Source organism: Pseudomonas sp. H2_A10, assembly GCF_054680085.1.
In genome coordinates this window covers 5179717-5197263 of sequence record NZ_CP162821.1, presented here as the reverse complement: position 1 = coordinate 5197263, position 17547 = coordinate 5179717, and the positions used below count along the sequence as shown (strand labels likewise).

The following is a 17547-nucleotide window of genomic DNA, read 5'->3' as shown; positions in this document are numbered from 1 at the left end:
GCGCCAGATAATTCTGGCCGAACGGTCAGGCCAGGCCGCTTTGCAGTGCCAGGTCCCAGGGCGGAACCGGGCTGAAACGGGATTTGAGGTACTCCAGCAATAAACGGCTGCGCGCATTGGGCTGTTGTTCCAGGCGCAGGGCATAGATCCCGGTGGTTTCCGGGCTGGGCAGGCCATTTTCGCAAAAGAGGGGCAGCAGTTCGCCACGCACCAGGTACTCGCTGGCCAGCCAGGTCGGCAAGTGGGCGATACCCAAACCGGCCAGCGCGCCGCAAAGCAGGGCCTCGGCGTTGTTGGCGCTCATGCGGATACGTTGCGGGCGGTACGTCGCACGGCGCCCGTCCAGCTCAAAGCGCCAGGCGAACATCGGCGCCAGGCCATCCCAGTCCAGGCCGTCGTGTTCATTCAGCTCGCGGGGATGGGTCGGCGTGCCACGGCTTTTCAGGTAGGCCGGGCTGGCGCAGGCGATGCGTACGATGCTGGCCAGGGGCGTGGCGATCAGTCGGGTATCGACGATATGCCCGGCGCGTAGCACCAGATCGACTTTGCCCAAATGCGCGCCTTGCATGTCCACAAAGCTGTCGATCAGATGCAGGTGCACATCCAGGCCGGGGTACACCTTCAGAAAGTCTGCAATCACCGGCGCCAGGTGCCGCCGACCAAATGCCGCCGGTGCGTCCACCCGGATCAACCCCTCGGGCGCATGGCTCAGGGAAACCGCTTCGGCGCGCGCCAGTTGCAACTCACTGACGATCCGCCGCGCGCGCTCGGCGAACGCCAAGCCGGCGGGCGTTGGCACCACGGCATGGGTGCTGCGTTGGAACAGGCGGCTGCCCACCGAGCTTTCCAGGCTGTCGATACGCCGCGCCACCGCCGAGGGCGTCAGCGGATGGCGGCGGGCGGCGGCGGAAAAACTGCCGGTCTCCAATACATCCAGAAACAGGCTCAACTGGTCGGTAAGGGTGTTGGGGTTCATGAGCAAACGCTTATGCGAGATTGGCACAGCCATTGTGCGTTGCTGTGCCTTTGCGCGCCAGAGCCGACTGCGTAGCATGCAAGGCCTGGGTTTATGGAGTGATGCGTGGTGTTGGATTTAGCGATGTACCTGGTATTGGGCGCGGCCTTGGGCACGGTGGGCGGGCTGTTTGGGATTGGCGGCGGGCTGATCGCCATCCCGGTGCTGGGCGTGCTGTTCGGCCTGGATCAGCAGATCGCCCAGGGCACCGCGCTGGTGATGGTGGTGCCGAACGTGATGCTTGCGCTGTGGCGGTATCACCAGCGCAACCGGATTGAATTGCGCCATGCGTTGCCGCTGGGGGTGATGGGTTTCACCTTTGCGTGGCTCGGGTCGATCTGGGCAGTAGGCCTGGATGCTGGTGCCATGCGTATCGGTTTTATTGCCTTTCTGGTGGCGCTGTCGGCCTACAACCTGGTGCGCATGTTCACCCGCAATGCGCCGCCGACAGCACAGATGCGTTACTCCTGGCCATGGCTTGGGGTGTTGGGCGCCGCTTCCGGCTCCATGGGCGGTTTGTTTGGGGTCGGCGGCGCGGTGGTTGCGACACCGGTGCTGACAAGTATTTTCGGCACCACCCAAGTCGTCGCCCAAGGCTTGTCCTTGGCCCTGGCGCTGCCCAGCACCGGTGTGACGCTGGTGACCTACGCCTGGCACCACGAAGTCGACTGGATGATCGGCATCCCCCTGGCCATCGGTGGCCTGCTCAGCATCAGTTGGGGGGTGAAGGTCGCCCATGCATTGCCGGAGCGTCTGCTGCGCGGCCTGTTCTGCGGCTTCCTGGTGCTCTGCGCGGTGATGCTCACCTTTAAAGTTTGAAGCCTTCGAGGATGTAATCGGCCAGGCATTCGGTGATGGGCGACGCCATCGCCGGGTTGCGTAGCAGGCGCAGGTTCATCGAAGGCAATGGCGGAAAGCCTTCGTTGCTGCCCAGTATCCGCAAGTCTTCGGTCACCAGGCTTTCCATGCTGGCCATGACCGCCAGCCCGGCGCCGACCACGCTCTGAATCGCCGCGCAATTGGAGCTGTGATAGGCCAGGCGGTAGTCGAGCCCGGCCGCATCCAATGCCGTTTGGATCCACTGGGTACCGAAGCAATCGGTCCCCGAAACGGCTAAAGGCACGACCTGGTGCTCATCCACGCAAAAACTCTGCGCCGCTGCCCATACCAGGCGCTCAGTGCGCAACAGTTCTCCAATGTCATCGCCGGGCTGGCGGCTGATCACGGTCAAGGCCAAATCCCTGCGTTGCATTAATACTTGCGACGACTCGCAGTGCATCTCGATCTGGATCAGCGGATAAGCCTTGGAAAACCGTTTGAGAATCCCAGGAAGAAAGCGCATCACATAATCATCCGGCGTGCCGATGCGCACCAGGCCCACCATGTGCGGTTCGCGCAGGGTGTTGAACACTTCGCTGTGCAGTTTGAGGATGCGCCGCGCATACCCGAGCAACACCTGGCCTTCGGGAGTCAGCCGCACCTGCCGGCCATCGCGCTCGAACAGCTTGCGTTGCAGCACGTCTTCTTCCAAGCGCTTCATCTGCATGCTCACGGCTGATTGCGTGCGGTTGACCTGCTCGCCGGCGCGGGTAAAACCGCCTTGGTCGGCGATGGCGACGAAGGTGCGCAGCACATCGGTGTCGATACTCGGGTAGCTGGACAATTGATCAAACTCTGAGATGTATTGCATTAAAAACATTCGTTGGATTGATCATAAGGCCGGGCACACACTTCCGTCATCCCCAAGGGAGGGCGAGAAGATGAAAGGTCAACAAGGTTTTGTATTGATGGCTAAACGGCCGCTAGTCGGGCTGTTCCACACCCTGGCGCGTTGGCAGGCCTTGCACCGCGAGCGCCAGATGCTGGCGAGCATGAGCGACGATGCGCTCAAGGACATCGGCCTCAACCGCGCCGATGTGGAGCACGAAAATCATCGGCATTTCTGGGAAGACCCGCTGCGAAAATGACGCGGGATGCAGTAGGGTAGGTCGCGCGCACTCAAGGAGATGTACATGCTCGCCGACCTGGCATTTTCCCTCAAGCAAGCTCGACGCATGGCTCTGGCGGCCCAGGGCTTTTCCGGGCGCCAGGCGCCTGCGCTGATCAAGGCTGCGCACCTTAACCGCCTGATCGAACGCCTGGGCGTGTTGCAGATCGATTCTGTCAACGCGGTGGTGCGCTCTCATTACCTGCCGCTGTTTTCCCGGCTGGGCAGTTATTCCCCGTTGATACTTGAACAGGCGGCCTGGAGCCAGGGACGACGGCGTTCGTTGTTCGAGTATTGGGGGCATGAGGCGTCATTGCTGCCCATGGCGCTGTACCCGTTGATGCGTTGGCGCATGGCGCGGGCGCAGCGCGGGCAAGGCATTTACTCGCAAATGGCGCGTTTTGGGCGCGAGCGGCAGGCGACTATCGAGCGTGTGTTGAAGACCGTCGAACAACAGGGCGCGCTGGGCGCGGGCAGTTTGTCCACCCGTGAAGAGCGCGCCGGCCCCTGGTGGGACTGGAGCGATGAAAAACATGCGCTGGAATGGCTGTTCGCCGCCGGCCTGGTCACCGTCGCGGGGCGACGCGGGTTCGAACGGCTCTACGATCTACCCGAACGTGTCATCCCCGCCGACATCCTGCAACGCGCGCCCCTGACCGAAGCCGAGGCCCAGCGCGGCCTGCTGTTGCACAGCGCGACAGCCCTGGGCGTGGGCACCGAAAAAGACCTGCGCGATTATTTTCGCCTGGACCCCGCCGATAGCCGCAGTCGCTTGGCCGAATTGGTCGAGGATGGCCAGTTGCTCGCGTGTCAGGTGCAGGGCTGGAAGCAAGCGGCGTACTGTCTCCCCGAGCCGAAGGTGCCACGCAAGGTGGCAGCCAGCGCCTTGCTGTCGCCCTTCGATTCGTTGATCTGGGAGCGCAGCCGCACCGAGCGTTTATTTGATTTCCGTTACCGGCTGGAGATCTACACCCCGCAACACAAGCGGGTGTATGGCTACTACGTGCTGCCGTTTTTGCATCACGAGCGGATTGCCGCGCGGATCGACCTACGTGCCGAACGCGCCAACGGGCGCCTGGCGGTGCATGCGGTACACGAAGAAGAACCGGGGCTGGATGAGGAAGGCCTGCTGGCGCTTGCGCTGAACCTGCGGCAAATGGCGAGCTGGCTTGGGCTGGAGCAGGTCCAGCTCAATTGCCAAAGGCCGAGTGCCGCCCGGTTAAGGGCGGCGATGATCAGGCTGGAGATTGATTTCTAGGGGCTGATCGCGGGCTTGCCCGCGAGGGCGTCAGTTCAGTCGGCAAGTCTCTCAGCGCTTGACCTGCTTCAAGGTCTCGGCAATCAGAAACGCCAGCTCCAGCGACTGATCGGCGTTCATCCGTGGGTCGCAATGGGTGTGGTAGCGGTCGGACAAGCCGTCTTCGGTGATCGGTCGCGCGCCGCCGATGCACTCGGTGACGTTCTGCCCGGTCATCTCGATATGAATCCCGCCGGCATAGGTGCCCTCGGCCTGGTGTACCTGGAAGAACTCCTTCACTTCACCGAGGATCTGCGCAAAGTCGCGGGTCTTGTAGCCGCTGCTGGCCTTGATGGTGTTGCCGTGCATCGGGTCCGAACTCCACAGCACCTGTTTGCCCTCGCGCTGCACGGCGCGGATCAGGTCTGGCAAATGATCGCCGACCTTGCCGGCGCCCATGCGCGCGATCAAGTTGAGGCGGCCGGGGTCGTTGTCCGGGTTGAGGATATCGATCAGGCGGATCAGGTCATCGGGGTTCATGCTCGGGCCGACCTTGACGCCGATCGGGTTGTTCACCCCGCGCAGGAATTCCACGTGAGCGCCATCCAACTGACGGGTGCGGTCGCCGATCCACAGCATGTGGGCCGAGCAGTCGTAGTAGTCATTGGTCAGGCTGTCGCGGCGCACGAAGGCTTGTTCATAGTTGAGCAGCAACGCTTCGTGGGCGGTGAAAAAGCTGGTTTCGCGCAGTTGCGGCGAGCTGTCCATGCCGCAGGCGCGCATGAACGCCAGGGTTTCATCGATGCGGTCGGCCAGTTGGCTGTATTTCTCGGCCAGGGCAGAGTTGGCGATAAAGTCCAGGTTCCACTTGTGCACCTGATGCAAGTCGGCAAAGCCGCCCTGGGCAAAGGCACGCAGCAAGTTGAGGGTGGCGGTGGACTGATGGTAGGACTGCAGCAGGCGGTCCGGGTCCGGCACGCGGCTTTTTTCGTCGAAGCCGATGCCGTTGACGATATCGCCACGGTAGGCGGGCAGGGTGATGCCGTCGATGGTCTCATCGTTGGCCGAGCGCGGCTTGGCGAACTGGCCGGCCATGCGCCCGACTTTCACCACCGGGCAGCCGGCGGCGAAAGTCATGACGATCGCCATCTGCAGCAGCACCTTGAAGGTGTCGCGGATTTTCGCGGCGGAGAACTCGACGAAACTCTCGGCGCAATCGCCGCCTTGCAGCAGGAAGGCGCGGCCCTGGGTTACCTCGGAAAACTGACGGCGCAACTCGCGCGCTTCCCCGGCAAACACCAATGGCGGGTAGCTGGCCAGGCTCTGCTCTACCTGCAACAGGTGTGCGGCGTCCGGGTACTGGGGTTGTTGCTGGATCGGCAGGGCGCGCCAGCTGTCGGGGCTCCAGGGTTGGCTCATCATGAACTCGATTGGGTGATTGACGGTCGGGCGCCAATGTTATCAGCAATTAGTGCGTGACCTGCTGCTGCCGGTTGGCCGACAATCGCGCCTTTGCCGTGCGGTAAACCCTTTAGGAGTAGTGATGACCGAGGAGCGTGTCGAGCGCCTGCTGGCTGAAGTCCATGATGATTTCGGCATGATCCGCGTGCTCGAAGTGGCCGATTACCGTTTTCTCGAGTTCGGCGATGCCATCGAGCAAAGCTGCGTGTTCACCGCCGATCCGAGTTGGCTGGAGTACGACTACACCCGCGCGATGCTGATCGGCGCGTTGTGCCATGAACAGCCGGAGAGTGCATTGTTCCTCGGTTTGGGCGCCGGTACGTTGACCCAGGCCTGCCTCAAGTTCCTGCCGCTGGAGGACGTCGAAGCCATCGAACTGCGCCCCGATGTACCGCGCCTGGCCATTGAATTCATGGGGTTGGATGACGATCCGCGGTTGTACATCCGCATCGGCGACGCCCTGGATTTGTTGGAGACCGCTGAATCGGCTGACCTGATTTTCGTCGACCTGTATACCGATGTCGGCCCCGGAGTCGGGCACCTGGCCTGGACTTTCCTGGAAAACTGTCAGAAAAAACTCAACCCCGGCGGCTGGCTGGTGATCAACCAGTGGGCCACCGACGATGGCAAGCCCCTGGGGGCGGCCTTGTTGCGTGGGTTGTATCACCGGCATTACTGGGAACTGCCGGTGAAGGAGGGCAATGTGATTCTGTTGGTGCCTTCGGAGCTTGATCAGGAACTCGACCTTGGCGCGCTCACGGCCCGCGCCGAGGCGCTGGCGCCGCGTTTGGGGTATTCGTTGCAGGCGTTGATCAAGGCGATTCGGCCGGCGACCTAGTTGTCTGTCGTGACGCCATCGGGGGCTTGCTCCCGATGGCGGCCGTACAGCCAACTCAAATCCCCTTGAACACTCCCGGCCGCTTCTCGACCATTGCCCGCACCCCTTCCCTGGCATCTTCGCTGTTAAACAATTTGTCCACCATCGGCGGCAAGGCTGCGGCGGCCACCGTCTCGCCTTCCATGCGCGCCAACCGTGCCGACATCAACGTAGCCTGCACGCCCAGCGGTGCCTGGCGGGCGATGCGGCTGGCCAGTTCGATGGCACGCGGTAGCAGGTCCTCGCTGGCCATCACTTCCTGCACCAGCCCCAGGCGCAGCGCTTCATGGGCATCGAATTCATCGCCGGTAAGCAGCCAACGCATGGCGTTACCCCAGCCGGCGATCTGATGAAAGCGCAATGTCGCGCCGCCAAACGGAAAGATCCCACGCTGTACTTCCATCTGCGCAAAGCGCGTATTGCTCGCGCACAGGTTGATATCAGCCGCCAGCATCAACTCGATACCGAGCGTCAGGCAATAACCCTGGGCGGCGACAATCACCGGCTTGCTCACGCGTGGGCCGGCAAATACGCCCCATGGGTCACAGCCTCCCAGTGGCGGCTGCCAGCCCCCGGCCATCACGGCGCTGACATTGGCCAGGTCCAGGCCGGCGGTGAAGTGGTCGCCGTGAGCAAATACCACCGCGACGCGTGCAGCCTCGTTTCGATCAAATTCGCCATACGCCAGGCTCAATTGGTTGAGTAACTCCAGGTCAAAGGCGTTGCGCTTGGCCACCCGGTCCAGGCCCAACAGCAGGACATGGCCCTGGAGTTCACGACTGACACGGCTGCTGCTGGCTAGATTCATCGGGGGTGCCCTCGGGTGCGGGGGAAGGGTTTCGGACCAAAGGTCTTCAGGGTTGGGTGAACCGTTTAAGCGTTATGACCAACAGCGCCGGGCCTGTAAAAAATAGACCCTGGCGGTGTTATCTGCAAAGACTGTGATTCAGCGCGGTTTATCGGCGCTTGCTGATAAAAAAAGCTCCCTTTTTCAGGTATTTCCGGTATAGTGCGCGCCGGCCTTTAACCGGGCCGCGTTTAGGTAGCGCAATTCCCCGAAGTCAGCTTCGGCTGCACGTCCGCACAGCGGACTCTTCCTTGACGAATCTTTTTCATTCATTCGTTTTCGCAAATCCCCGCCGACAAAGCAGCCAGGGCGACTCTTGAGTCTCAACACGGCATGCGCAGCTTTGGAGCATGGGTCTTTGCGGATGCACTTAGAGGCAGACCCATGACCCAGGAAACCGGCGGCTTCGCCGCTTTTAATCTTAACCCGAACATTCTTGCTGCCGTCATTGCGACCGGCTACGAAGAACCTTCGGCTATTCAGCAGCAATCGATCCCGATCATCATGGCCGGCCAGGACATGATTGGCCAGGCGCAAACCGGTACCGGTAAAACCGCCGCGTTCGCCCTGCCTATCCTGCACTGCATCGATCCTGCAAAGCGCGAACCGCAAGCCCTGATCCTGGCGCCAACCCGTGAGTTGGCGCTGCAAGTAGCAACCGCTTTCGAAACCTACGCCAAGCAAATGCCAGGCGTAACCGTTGTGGCCGTTTACGGCGGCGCGCCTATGGGCCCACAACTGAAAGCCATCCGTAACGGCGCACAGATCGTCGTCGCCACCCCGGGCCGTCTGTGCGACCACCTGCGTCGCGACGAAAAAGTCCTGTCGACCGTGAATCACCTGGTGCTCGACGAAGCTGACGAAATGCTCAAGCTGGGCTTCATGGATGACTTGGAAGTCATCTTCAAGGCTCTGCCACCGACCCGTCAGACCGTACTGTTCTCGGCTACCCTGCCACAGTCGATCCGTGCCATTGCCGAACGCCACCTGCGCGATCCGCAACACGTGAAGATCCAGACCAAGACCCAGACCGTTACCGCGATCGAACAGGCTCACCTGTTGGTTCACGCTGACCAGAAGACCTCGGCTGTATTGAGCCTGCTGGAAGTCGAAGACTTCGATGCCCTGATCATGTTCGTGCGCACCAAGCAAGCGACCCTGGACCTGGCCAGTGCCCTGGAAGCCAAAGGCTATAAAGCCGCTGCGCTGAACGGTGACATTGCCCAGAACCAGCGTGAGCGCGTCATCGATTCCCTCAAGGATGGCCGCCTGGACATCGTTGTGGCAACCGACGTAGCCGCTCGTGGTCTAGACGTTCCACGTATCACCCACGTGTTCAACGTTGACATGCCTTACGATCCGGAGTCCTACGTTCACCGTATCGGCCGTACCGGCCGTGCGGGTCGCGAAGGTCGCGCACTGCTGCTGGTGACTCCACGTGAGCGCCGCATGCTGCAAGTGATCGAGCGCGTAACCGGTCAGAAAGTCGCCGAAGTCCGCCTGCCGGATGCCCAGGCCGTTCTTGATGCCCGCATCAAGAAACTGACCAACAGCCTGGCACCGCTGGTGGCTGACGCCGAATCGACCCACGGCGATCTGCTGGACCGCCTGACCGCCGATATCGGGTGCACCCCGCGTGCCCTGGCCGCAGCCCTGCTGCGCAAAGCTACCAACGGTCAGGCCCTGACCCTGGCCGCCATCGAGAAAGAACGCCCGCTGGTACCGAACAACGCGCCACGCGGTGATCGTCCAGAGCGTACCGGCGACCGCCCGGACCGTGGCGATCGTGAGCGTCGTGCTCCGGTTCCATTGGCTGAAGGTCGTGCTCGTTGCCGTACCGCGCTGGGCGCGCGTGACGGTATCGCCGCCAAGAACCTACTGGGCGCTATCCTCAATGAGGGTGGCCTGGCACGTGAAGCCATCGGTCGCATCCAGGTTCGTGACAGCTTCTCGTTGGTAGAGCTGCCGGAAGACGGTCTGGAAAAACTGCTGACCAAGCTGAAAGACACTCGCGTGGCCGGTAAGCAGTTGAAGCTGCGTCGCTACCGCGAAGATTGATCCGCCTCTTGGCTGATTGATCGCAGATAAAAAATCCCCGACTGGTTCGGGGATTTTTTTTGTCTGGAAATTCGGGATCTGCGTCAGCCGAAGCGATAGATGTCCATTCCCAGGGCGCCCATGGTGAAGCCTTGGTGCGCGATGTTGAACTGACCGCCGGCACCGCGCGCAAAGTACAGCGGCAACAGATGCTCATCGCTGGGGTGGCTGCGCACGGCATGTGGGGCCTGGCGCCGGTAATCGTGCAGCGCGGCTTCATCATCGGCAGTCAGCTTGTCTACCATCCAATCGCGAAAGTCGCGTGCCCAGGGCTCGATGCTTTCAGGCCCGGCATGCCAGTCCAGCTCTCCCAGGTTATGGGTGATGCTGCCGGAACCGATCAGCAGCATGTCTTGTTCACGCAGCCCCGCCAAGGCGTGTCCGACTCGGGTTTGCAGGGCAGGGCCCATTCGGCTGGGCAGGGAAACCTGGACCACCGGGATATCCGCCTCGGGGTACATCAGCGACAGCGGCACCCAGGCGCCGTGGTCGAAAGGGCGTTTGTCATCGATTCGAGCTGCCAGGCCATCGGCGTGCAAGCGTTCGACGATCTCGCCCGCCAGCTGCGGGTCGCCCGGTGCCGGGTATTGCACGGCAAACAGCTCGCGAGGGAAGCCGCCGAAGTCGTGCCAGGTTTCGGGCGCCGCACTGCCGCTGACCAGCAGTTCATGGCTTTCCCAGTGTGCCGACACCACCACAATCGCCTTCGGGCGGGTTATTTGCGCCGCCAAACGTTGCAGCGCCGGGCCACTGGCGCCGGGTTGCAGGGCGAGCATCGGCGAACCGTGAGAGATAAACAGGCTAGGGAGCATAAGAGGGGTCCTGAGCGTTAACATGAGCCCATCTTCAATCAGATCATTGATCTAAATCTAATATAAGTTTTAGCGCTATTTGATCGATTTTTCAGAGGTGACCCCATGGAGCCCACATTTTGGCAAGAGCGCTGGGCGCGCAATCAGATCGGCTTTCACTTGTCCGAGGTCAACCCTTACCTACTCCAGTATTGGCCGCAGCTGGACTTGGCTGAAGGCGCCAAGGTGCTGGTGCCATTGTGTGGCAAAAGCCTGGACCTGATCTGGCTGGCCAGTCATGGGCACCCTGTGCTCGGTATAGAACTGTCGGAGCTGGCGGTTGAAGCGTTCTTTGACGAGCAGAATCTGACGCCTCGCATCACTCGACGGGGCGAATTCAAGGTGTACCAGGCGGGTTCGATTGAACTGTGGTGCGGTGACTTCTTCGCCCTGGCTGCGGACGCAGTGGCCGATTGCACCGCGCTCTACGACCGTGCCGCGTTGATTGCCTTGCCGCCATTGATGCGCGCGCGGTACGCCGAGCATCTAAGCGGCCTGTTGCAGCAGGGCTGCCAAGGGTTGCTGGTCACCCTCGACTACGACCAGACGCAAAAGGCCGGCCCACCCTTTGCAGTAACGGATGACGAAGTGAGGGTTCTGTTCGGGTCGCACTGGACCCAGCGGAAGCTTGCAGAGCAAGACATCCTGAGCGAGAGCTGGAAGTTCGTGCAGGACGGCGTCACGCACCTCGACGAGCGGGTCTACAGGCTCGTGCTGGAATAAACCGGGGCTCACAAAAAAGGAGCGATCCAGTCGCTCCTTTTGTGTTTGCCGATGCTATCAGCCGCGACGACGCAGTGCGTCGATGCGTTCTTCCAGCGGCGGGTGGCTCATGAACATGCGAGCCAGGCCTTGCTTGATGCCGCCGTTGATGCCGAAGGCGGTCAGGCTGTCGGGCATATGCACCGGCAGGCCCTGTTCGGAGCGCAGGCGTTGCAGTGCGCCGATCATTGCGCTGGTGCCCGCCAGGCGTGCGCCGGCTTCGTCTGCGCGGAACTCGCGTTTGCGCGAGAACCACATCACGATGGCGCTGGCCAGGAAGCCCAGTATCACTTCAGCGAAGATGGTCGCCACGAAGTAGGCGATGCCGCGACCGCCTTCATTCTTGAAGATCACCTTGTCGACAAAGTTACCGATGATCCGCGCGAAGAACATGACAAAGGTGTTCACCACGCCCTGCACCAATGCCAGGGTGACCATGTCGCCATTGGCCACGTGACCGATTTCATGGGCCAGCACCGCTTTTACTTCATCGGGCGAAAAACGCTCCAGAAGCCCCTGGCTCACGGCCACAAGGGCGTCGTTCTTATTCCAGCCCGTGGCGAAGGCGTTGGCTTCATAAGCAGGGAAAATCCCCACCTCGGGCATTTTGATACCTGCTTCTTGAGACAACTGCTCCACGGTTTGCATCAGCCATTGTTCATGGCGAGTGCGTGGTTGAGTGATGATCTGGGTGCTGGTGCTCATCTTCGCCATCCACTTGGAGATGAACAGCGAGAAAAGCGAGCCGGCAAAACCAAAGACCGCACAGAAGATCAGCAGCTGATTGAGGTTCAGATCAACCCCGTTGGCCGCCATGAACCCGTTGAACCCGAAAAGGCTCAGGGTGACACTGGCAATCAGCACGACCGCCAGGTTAGTGGCCAAGAACAGCAGGATGCGCATCATGGTTGTAGAGTTCTCCTCATGCTTAATATGTCGCTTACTGCGGGGTATATAAGGTGCAGCCTGGGGTGATTCAACCGGGCGACTATTTCAAACTGTGTCCTACAGCCTGGATGTAGAGCCCTGAAGGGATTTTCCGACCCGGAATATAACCCCTGATTAGCCTCCGGTTGCCTCACAGCCCTGCAATTATAGGGGGCCGGCGGCTGAAGAGGGGCAACTCAAGGGCTTCGAACGGCCACGCACAGAGAAGTGTTGCCAGATAATCGCTGTACGACCGGATGTCGCTCGTACAGCGCGATTTTCGCTACTGGCGATAGGACTTGAGGAAATGGCCGATACGACCAATGGCCATTTCCAGGTCGTCCACACGCGGCAAGGTCACCACGCGGAAGTGATCCGGCCATGGCCAGTTGAACGCGGTGCCCTGGACCACCAGCAGTTTTTCCGACAGCAGCAGGTCGAGCACGAACTTCTCATCATTGAGGATCGGGCAGACTTTCGGGTCGATCCGGGGAAAGGCGTACAACGCGCCCATGGGTTTTACGCAGCTCACGCCCGGGATTGCGTTGAGCAGCTCCCAGGTACGGTTGCGTTGTTCCAGCAGGCGGCCCTGGGGCAGTATCAGGTCGTTGATGCTCTGGTAACCGCCCAGGGCGGTCTGGATCGCGTGCTGGCTCGGCACATTGGCGCACAGGCGCATATTGGCCAGCATATCGATGCCCTCGATGTAGCTCTGGGCATTGTGTTTCGGGCCGGAGATGGCGATCCAGCCGGAGCGGAACCCCGCCACGCGGTAGGACTTGGACAACCCGTTGAACGTCAGGCACAACAGGTCCGGTGCCAGGGAGGCGGTGCAGATGTGCACGGCGTCATCGTAGAGGATCTTGTCGTAGATCTCGTCGGAAAACACCACCAGGTTGTGCTGGCGCGCCAGTTCGAGCATGCCCAGCAGCACTTCCTTGGAATACACCGCGCCGGTAGGGTTGTTCGGGTTGATGATCACCAGGGCCTTGGTGTTAGGGGTGATCTTGGCCTTGATGTCGGCCAGGTCCGGGAACCAGTCGGCGCCCTCATCGCACAGGTAGTGCACCGGGTGGCCGCCGGCCAGGGTCACGGCAGCGGTCCACAGCGGGTAGTCAGGTGCGGGCACCAGCACTTCGTCGCCGTTGTTGAGCAGTGCCTGCATGGACATCACGATCAGCTCGGACACGCCATTGCCCAGGTAGATGTCTTCGATGCCGACACCTTCCACCTGCTTTTGCTGGTAGTACTGCATCACCGCCTTGCGCGCGCTGAACAGGCCCTTGGAGTCGCTGTAGCCCTGGGCGGTAGGCAGGTTGCGGATCACGTCCTGCAGGATCTCGTCGGGCGCTTCGAAACCAAAGGGCGCCGGGTTGCCGATGTTCAGCTTGAGGATGCGATGGCCTTCCTCTTCCAGGCGTTTGGCGTGCTTGAGCACTGGGCCGCGAATGTCATAGCAGACGTTGGCGAGCTTGTTCGATTTGCTGACCTGCATGGCGATGTGATCCTGAAAATGAACGATCCAGACGGCGTGGACACTACCGTACTGTGAAATCCCGCGAGGCGCGCACCCATAAATACGTTTGAATGCCGATAGCGCGGGTGCCAGACTGGCGTTTTGAAGAGGCGCAATCATACGTGCCGCCTGATCCATGGAAAAGACACAGATCAGGCTTTTTCAGTTGCCGAGGTGTACCGATGGAAAAGTTGCAGAAGACCGTTGAAGAATGGAAGGCCATGCTCGATCCGGAGCAGTACAACGTGTGCCGCCTCAAGGGCACCGAGCGACCTTTCAGCGGCAAGTACAACGCCACCAAGACCGACGGCGTGTACCACTGCATTTGCTGCAATGAGCCGCTGTTCGATTCCAAGGCCAAGTTTGACTCCGGCTGCGGCTGGCCCAGCTTCTATGAGCCGATCGCCGACAGCGCGATGGTCGAGATCCGTGACGTCAGCCACGGCATGATTCGCACCGAAGTCACCTGTGCCAAATGCGACGCGCACCTGGGCCATGTGTTCCCGGATGGCCCGCCGCCGACAGGCTTGCGTTACTGCATCAACTCGGTGTGCCTGGACCTGGTGCCGCGCTAAGCCATGATCGCCCCCAGCCTTTGCATTTGCGTGCGGGGGCGATCTATAACGGGTTATAAGTGTGGTCAATTAAATTGCACACAATTGAATTGCTCGCTATTTTTATCGCCTTTCTCTGACGTCGAGGCACTGCCATGAGCGACAACCTGCTGAGCATCCCCTGCACCACCATCAAGGGCGAGCAAAAGACCTTGGCCGACTTCTCGGGCAAGGCTGTGCTGGTGGTCAACACTGCCAGCAAATGTGGCTTCACCCCGCAGTACAAGGGCCTTGAACAGCTCTGGCAGCAATACAAGGATCAGGGCCTGGTGGTGCTGGGGTTCCCCTGCAACCAGTTCGGCAAGCAGGAGCCGGGTGACGAAGGCGCTATTTCCGAGTTCTGCGAGCTGAACTTCGGTGTCAGTTTCCCGTTGTTCAAAAAGATCGACGTCAATGGCAGCGACGCCCACCCGCTGTTCGTCCAACTGAAGAAACGCGCGCCGGGCTTGCTCGGCTCCAAGGGTATCAAGTGGAACTTCACCAAGTTCCTCGTCGGCCATGACGGCCAGGTGGTCAAGCGCTTCGGCCCGACTACCAAGCCCCAGGACCTGACTCAAGAGATCGAAGCGCTGCTCAAATGACCGATTTGCCCGCTGTATCCCTGGCGCTGGACAACCAGCTGTGCTTCAAGCTCTACGCGGCTTCACGCGCGGTAACCCGCGCCTACAAGCCGATGCTCGATCAGTTGGGCCTGACGTACCCGCAATATTTGGCGATGTTGGTGTTGTGGGAGTGGCACGACGCTCCCCCGGCACAACCTACGGTCAAGGCCTTGGGTGAGCGTCTGATGCTCGACTCAGGCACGTTGACACCCTTGCTCAAGCGCCTGGAGCAACTGGCGTGGGTGCGACGCCGACGCAGTGCCCAGGATGAACGCGAAGTGCACCTGAGCCTGAGTGACACCGGCGCGCAACTGCGTGATCGGACCCTCGCCCTGAAGGCCCGGCTGTTGTGCGACAGCGGCGTCGACCTGAACCAGGCCGACGCCCTGCGCGACGGTCTGGATCAATTGCTGGCACAGGTCACAGCGCTGTCTTCGTCGGCACCCACAGGTCCAGCAGGGCGTTGAGTTCTTCGCGGCGGAACGGCTTGGCCAGGTAATCGTTCATTCCCGCCGCACGGCAGCGCTCGCGTTCTTCGGACATGGCGTTGGCCGTCAACGCGACAATCGGTAATTCCGGCCAGCGTCCGCTGTGGCGTATCTGCCGGCTGGCCTCGTAGCCGTCCATCACCGGCATGTTGCAGTCCATCAACACCATGTCGAAGCGTTGTTCTTCGAGAAATCTGAGCGCTTCGCCACCGTGGGCGGCCACGATCACTTCGCAACCCAGCTTGCTGAGCATGCCTTTGGCCACCAATTGGTTGACGGGGTTGTCCTCCACCAGCAGGATTCGCGCCCGATGTGCGAGCGGGGCGGCGTCCAGCTGGATCGGGTCAAGTACCAGGTGCGCGTCGGTGCGCAAGTTGCGTTGCAGGATCTGGTGCAACGCGCTGCGGCTCAAAGGGCGTGCCTGTTGCTGCAGCGGCGCCAGGGCGGCGACTTCTTCGCTGGGCATAAAGTTGCCGTAGGCCGTCACCAGCAAAATGGGCGCGGTAATACCCGGCCGTATGCGGAACAGGCATTCCGGGCAGTCGGTAATCAGCAGGTCGGGCGTTTGCCCGCTCAAGTCGTCATCCAGGGTTAAGCAACGCGGTGCCAGCCCCCAACTGGGCAGCAGGGTCGTGAGCAACTCCGCCAGGCCACTGCCGGTATTGGTGATGACGATCACTGCGCCTGTGAGCGGCGCGAGTTGGGCCGCCGGTAGGTGGGTGGGCAGTGGCAGGTCTGCGCAGAACTGGCTGCCAAAGCCCACTTCCGAGCTGATGCTCAAGCGTCCCTTCATCGCGTCACACAGGTTATGCGTCAACGCCAGGCCCAGGCCGGTACCGCCAAACTGGCGAGTGATCCCTGCGCCCGCCTGGGTGAACGGTTGGAAAATTTTCGCCTGGGCTTCCTGCGCAATGCCGATGCCGGTATCACACACTTCAACGCGCACTCCGCCGTCATGGGTGCGCAGGCGCACGTCCACCCGGCCGAAGCGTGTGAACTTCAACGCGTTGGACAGTAGGTTACTGACAATTTGCCGTACCCGGGTCGGGTCGCCCAGTACCTGGGATGGAAACTGCGGGTCGATCAGGCACGTCAGCTCGACGCTTGGCGCGGCGTTCTGCGACAGCAGGTTGGCGGTGTCTTCCACCAGCGCCCCCAAGTCGAACGGGATGTGCTCCAGCTCCAGTTGGCCGGCGTCGAATTTGGACAGGTCGAGAATATCGTTGAGCAACTCCACCAGTACTTTGCCGGAGTCATGGGCGATGGACAGTTGCTGACGTTGTTCGGCGTTCAGCGGGCTGTCCAGCGACAGCGCGATCATACCCAACAGGCCATTGAGCGGCGTGCGAATCTCGTGGCTCATATTGGCCAGGAACGCCGCCCGGGCCTGAGCCATGCCTAATGCACTCATCTTTGCGGCTTCCAACTCATCGTTGGACTGGCTCAAGCGCTGGTTGCTGGCCTTGAGCTCCAGGGTGCGCGCGGAGACGATGTTCTCCAGTTGCCCCAGATATTCCGTCAACCGGTCTTCCGCATGGCGGCGCTGTTGGATCTCGGTTTCCAGCGTGTCGAATTGCTGGTTGGCGACGTTTACCAGCACGCCGATTTCATCGTGTTCATGCCCCGGCGGGCAGTCCAGGCGGGTCTGTTTGCGAGTGCTCAGCTCACCGATAATGCGCACCAGCGGTTGCGTCAGCATCACGTAGAACAAGCCCAGCAGGATGCCGGTCAGCAAAAGGCTGCGGGCAAAACCGTTGAGCAGGGTTATCTCGGCGCGACGCAGGAAGCGGCTGCCAAACGCGTAGGTGTCGACGTCCAGCCGCAGCACGCCAAGGGACTCGTTGGGCATGTGGCTCAGGAACAGCCGGTCTTCGAACTGGCGGTTGGCGCCGAACAAAAAGTCGCTGATGGGACGATAGGTGCTTTCTTTGCGCGGCCGGTCGACATCGGCCAGCACCACACCGTTGTTGTCGATCAACTGCACGTGCGTAATGGCGGGGGAGTACAACAAGCCCAACGTCAGTTCCTGGGCCAGTTCGGCATCGATGTTGTAGGCAATGCGTGACGCGGGGTTGTGGCTGATTTCAATCAACGAGCGAATTTCACGGTTGATGGATGCGTCTTCGCTGGCATAATCAATGCCGATTTGGATCAGGCTGAGCAAGGTTCCCAAGACGAAACCGACCAGCACAGTCAATCTGGCTTGTTTATAAGACAAGCGGTGGGCGAACTTGATATCCATCGAGTGTTGAACCACGTTACGTTT

At 61.0% G+C, this 17547-nt stretch carries 17 protein-coding genes; 9 read left to right on the top strand and 8 right to left on the bottom strand.

The genetic code is table 11. The features are described 5' to 3' along the window. Window positions 1-25: 25 nt before the first annotated feature. The gene (locus tag AB4O23_RS24130) at window positions 26-976 is read right to left on the bottom strand and encodes a LysR family transcriptional regulator (protein WP_026067387.1); all 951 of its coding nucleotides are present in this window, start codon (window positions 974-976) and stop codon (window positions 26-28) included. Between the two features lie 108 nt (window positions 977-1084). Here AB4O23_RS24130 and AB4O23_RS24125 point away from each other — a divergent pair, with 108 nt between their 5' ends. Next, a complete protein-coding gene (locus AB4O23_RS24125) occupies window positions 1085-1834 on the top strand; it encodes a sulfite exporter TauE/SafE family protein (RefSeq protein WP_026067386.1) in 750 nt (249 codons plus the stop codon). Here AB4O23_RS24125 and AB4O23_RS24120 read toward each other — a convergent pair. Beyond that, a complete protein-coding gene (locus AB4O23_RS24120; protein ID WP_017529375.1) occupies window positions 1824-2705 on the bottom strand; it encodes a LysR family transcriptional regulator in 882 nt (293 codons plus the stop codon). The genes AB4O23_RS24125 and AB4O23_RS24120 overlap by 11 nt on opposite strands. A gap of 70 nt (window positions 2706-2775) precedes the next feature. Between AB4O23_RS24120 and AB4O23_RS24115 the strand changes: the two genes are divergently transcribed. Continuing rightward, window positions 2776-2982 (top strand): DUF1127 domain-containing protein, encoded by a 207-nt coding sequence (locus AB4O23_RS24115; RefSeq protein WP_026067384.1) that lies wholly within the window; start codon window positions 2776-2778, stop codon window positions 2980-2982. 45 nt (window positions 2983-3027) lie between these two features. After that, window positions 3028-4260 carry a winged helix-turn-helix domain-containing protein gene (locus AB4O23_RS24110; protein WP_017529373.1) on the top strand — a complete coding sequence of 411 codons (1233 nt, stop codon included), beginning with the start codon at window positions 3028-3030 and terminating at the stop codon, window positions 4258-4260. 51 nt (window positions 4261-4311) lie between these two features. Here AB4O23_RS24110 and AB4O23_RS24105 read toward each other — a convergent pair whose 3' ends face one another. After that, window positions 4312-5658 carry a class II 3-deoxy-7-phosphoheptulonate synthase gene (locus AB4O23_RS24105; RefSeq protein ID WP_017529372.1) on the bottom strand — a complete coding sequence of 449 codons (1347 nt, stop codon included), beginning with the start codon at window positions 5656-5658 and terminating at the stop codon, window positions 4312-4314. A gap of 124 nt (window positions 5659-5782) precedes the next feature. Between AB4O23_RS24105 and AB4O23_RS24100 the strand changes: the two genes are divergently transcribed. Then, window positions 5783-6538, top strand: a complete 756-nt coding sequence (locus AB4O23_RS24100) for a spermidine synthase (protein ID WP_017529371.1) — start codon at window positions 5783-5785, stop codon at window positions 6536-6538. A 55-nt stretch (window positions 6539-6593) separates the two neighbouring features. Here AB4O23_RS24100 and AB4O23_RS24095 read toward each other — a convergent pair whose 3' ends face one another. Further along, window positions 6594-7385, bottom strand: coding sequence for a crotonase/enoyl-CoA hydratase family protein (locus AB4O23_RS24095; RefSeq protein WP_017529370.1), 792 nt, complete (start codon window positions 7383-7385; stop codon window positions 6594-6596). Between the two features lie 423 nt (window positions 7386-7808). Between AB4O23_RS24095 and AB4O23_RS24090 the strand changes: the two genes are divergently transcribed. Further along, on the top strand, window positions 7809-9482 hold the full coding sequence (locus AB4O23_RS24090) for a DEAD/DEAH box helicase (protein ID WP_003233351.1): 1674 nt from the start codon (window positions 7809-7811) through the stop codon (window positions 9480-9482). 83 nt (window positions 9483-9565) lie between these two features. On the opposite strand, the gene AB4O23_RS24085 is transcribed toward AB4O23_RS24090, so the two are convergent. Continuing rightward, window positions 9566-10333, bottom strand: coding sequence for a DODA-type extradiol aromatic ring-opening family dioxygenase (locus AB4O23_RS24085; protein ID WP_068935767.1), 768 nt, complete (start codon window positions 10331-10333; stop codon window positions 9566-9568). Between the two features lie 105 nt (window positions 10334-10438). Between AB4O23_RS24085 and AB4O23_RS24080 the strand changes: the two genes are divergently transcribed. Beyond that, window positions 10439-11095 carry a thiopurine S-methyltransferase gene (locus tag AB4O23_RS24080; RefSeq protein WP_065876588.1) on the top strand — a complete coding sequence of 219 codons (657 nt, stop codon included), beginning with the start codon at window positions 10439-10441 and terminating at the stop codon, window positions 11093-11095. Window positions 11096-11152: 57 nt separating this feature from the next. On the opposite strand, the gene htpX is transcribed toward AB4O23_RS24080, so the two are convergent. Together htpX and AB4O23_RS24070 are read right to left on the bottom strand one after the other, a co-directional pair. Further along, window positions 11153-12040, bottom strand: coding sequence for a protease HtpX (htpX, locus tag AB4O23_RS24075; protein WP_017529367.1), 888 nt, complete (start codon window positions 12038-12040; stop codon window positions 11153-11155). Between the two features lie 304 nt (window positions 12041-12344). Beyond that, complete coding sequence (locus tag AB4O23_RS24070; protein WP_017529366.1) at window positions 12345-13556, bottom strand: pyridoxal phosphate-dependent aminotransferase; 1212 nt, start codon at window positions 13554-13556, stop codon at window positions 12345-12347. 203 nt (window positions 13557-13759) lie between these two features. Here AB4O23_RS24070 and msrB point away from each other — a divergent pair, with 203 nt between their 5' ends. The 3 genes from msrB (at window position 13760) to AB4O23_RS24055 (ending at window position 15260) form a co-directional block, all read left to right on the top strand. Continuing rightward, window positions 13760-14152: a peptide-methionine (R)-S-oxide reductase MsrB gene (msrB, locus tag AB4O23_RS24065; protein ID WP_017529365.1), complete on the top strand. Its 393-nt coding sequence runs from the start codon at window positions 13760-13762 to the stop codon at window positions 14150-14152. Between the two features lie 134 nt (window positions 14153-14286). Continuing rightward, window positions 14287-14772 carry a glutathione peroxidase gene (locus tag AB4O23_RS24060; RefSeq protein WP_017529364.1) on the top strand — a complete coding sequence of 162 codons (486 nt, stop codon included), beginning with the start codon at window positions 14287-14289 and terminating at the stop codon, window positions 14770-14772. After that, window positions 14769-15260 carry a MarR family winged helix-turn-helix transcriptional regulator gene (locus AB4O23_RS24055; protein WP_017529363.1) on the top strand — a complete coding sequence of 164 codons (492 nt, stop codon included), beginning with the start codon at window positions 14769-14771 and terminating at the stop codon, window positions 15258-15260. The genes AB4O23_RS24060 and AB4O23_RS24055 overlap by 4 nt, the downstream gene beginning before the upstream one ends. Here the strand turns inward: AB4O23_RS24055 and AB4O23_RS24050 are convergent. Next, the gene (locus AB4O23_RS24050) at window positions 15214-17523 is read right to left on the bottom strand and encodes a hybrid sensor histidine kinase/response regulator (protein ID WP_460070336.1); all 2310 of its coding nucleotides are present in this window, start codon (window positions 17521-17523) and stop codon (window positions 15214-15216) included. The genes AB4O23_RS24055 and AB4O23_RS24050 overlap by 47 nt on opposite strands. Window positions 17524-17547 lie beyond the last annotated feature (24 nt).

Excerpts from the sequence above, each read along its gene's own strand:
- msrB (WP_017529365.1), top strand. The coding sequence starts at position 13,760 with ATGGAAAAGTTGCAGAAGACCGTTGAAGAATGGAAGGCCATGCTCGAT.
- AB4O23_RS24110 (WP_017529373.1), top strand. The coding sequence starts at position 3,028 with ATGCTCGCCGACCTGGCATTTTCCCTCAAGCAAGCTCGACGCATGGCT.
- AB4O23_RS24070 (WP_017529366.1), bottom strand. The coding sequence starts at position 13,556 with ATGCAGGTCAGCAAATCGAACAAGCTCGCCAACGTCTGCTATGACATT.
- AB4O23_RS24120 (WP_017529375.1), bottom strand. The coding sequence starts at position 2,705 with ATGCAATACATCTCAGAGTTTGATCAATTGTCCAGCTACCCGAGTATC.
- AB4O23_RS24050 (WP_460070336.1), bottom strand. The coding sequence starts at position 17,523 with ATGGATATCAAGTTCGCCCACCGCTTGTCTTATAAACAAGCCAGATTG.
- htpX (WP_017529367.1), bottom strand. The coding sequence starts at position 12,040 with ATGATGCGCATCCTGCTGTTCTTGGCCACTAACCTGGCGGTCGTGCTG.
- AB4O23_RS24080 (WP_065876588.1), top strand. The coding sequence starts at position 10,439 with ATGGAGCCCACATTTTGGCAAGAGCGCTGGGCGCGCAATCAGATCGGC.
- AB4O23_RS24105 (WP_017529372.1), bottom strand. The coding sequence starts at position 5,658 with ATGAGCCAACCCTGGAGCCCCGACAGCTGGCGCGCCCTGCCGATCCAG.
- AB4O23_RS24060 (WP_017529364.1), top strand. The coding sequence starts at position 14,287 with ATGAGCGACAACCTGCTGAGCATCCCCTGCACCACCATCAAGGGCGAG.
- AB4O23_RS24100 (WP_017529371.1), top strand. The coding sequence starts at position 5,783 with ATGACCGAGGAGCGTGTCGAGCGCCTGCTGGCTGAAGTCCATGATGAT.
- AB4O23_RS24130 (WP_026067387.1), bottom strand. The coding sequence starts at position 976 with ATGAACCCCAACACCCTTACCGACCAGTTGAGCCTGTTTCTGGATGTA.
- AB4O23_RS24115 (WP_026067384.1), top strand. The coding sequence starts at position 2,776 with ATGAAAGGTCAACAAGGTTTTGTATTGATGGCTAAACGGCCGCTAGTC.
- AB4O23_RS24095 (WP_017529370.1), bottom strand. The coding sequence starts at position 7,385 with ATGAATCTAGCCAGCAGCAGCCGTGTCAGTCGTGAACTCCAGGGCCAT.
- AB4O23_RS24055 (WP_017529363.1), top strand. The coding sequence starts at position 14,769 with ATGACCGATTTGCCCGCTGTATCCCTGGCGCTGGACAACCAGCTGTGC.
- AB4O23_RS24090 (WP_003233351.1), top strand. The coding sequence starts at position 7,809 with ATGACCCAGGAAACCGGCGGCTTCGCCGCTTTTAATCTTAACCCGAAC.
- AB4O23_RS24085 (WP_068935767.1), bottom strand. The coding sequence starts at position 10,333 with ATGCTCCCTAGCCTGTTTATCTCTCACGGTTCGCCGATGCTCGCCCTG.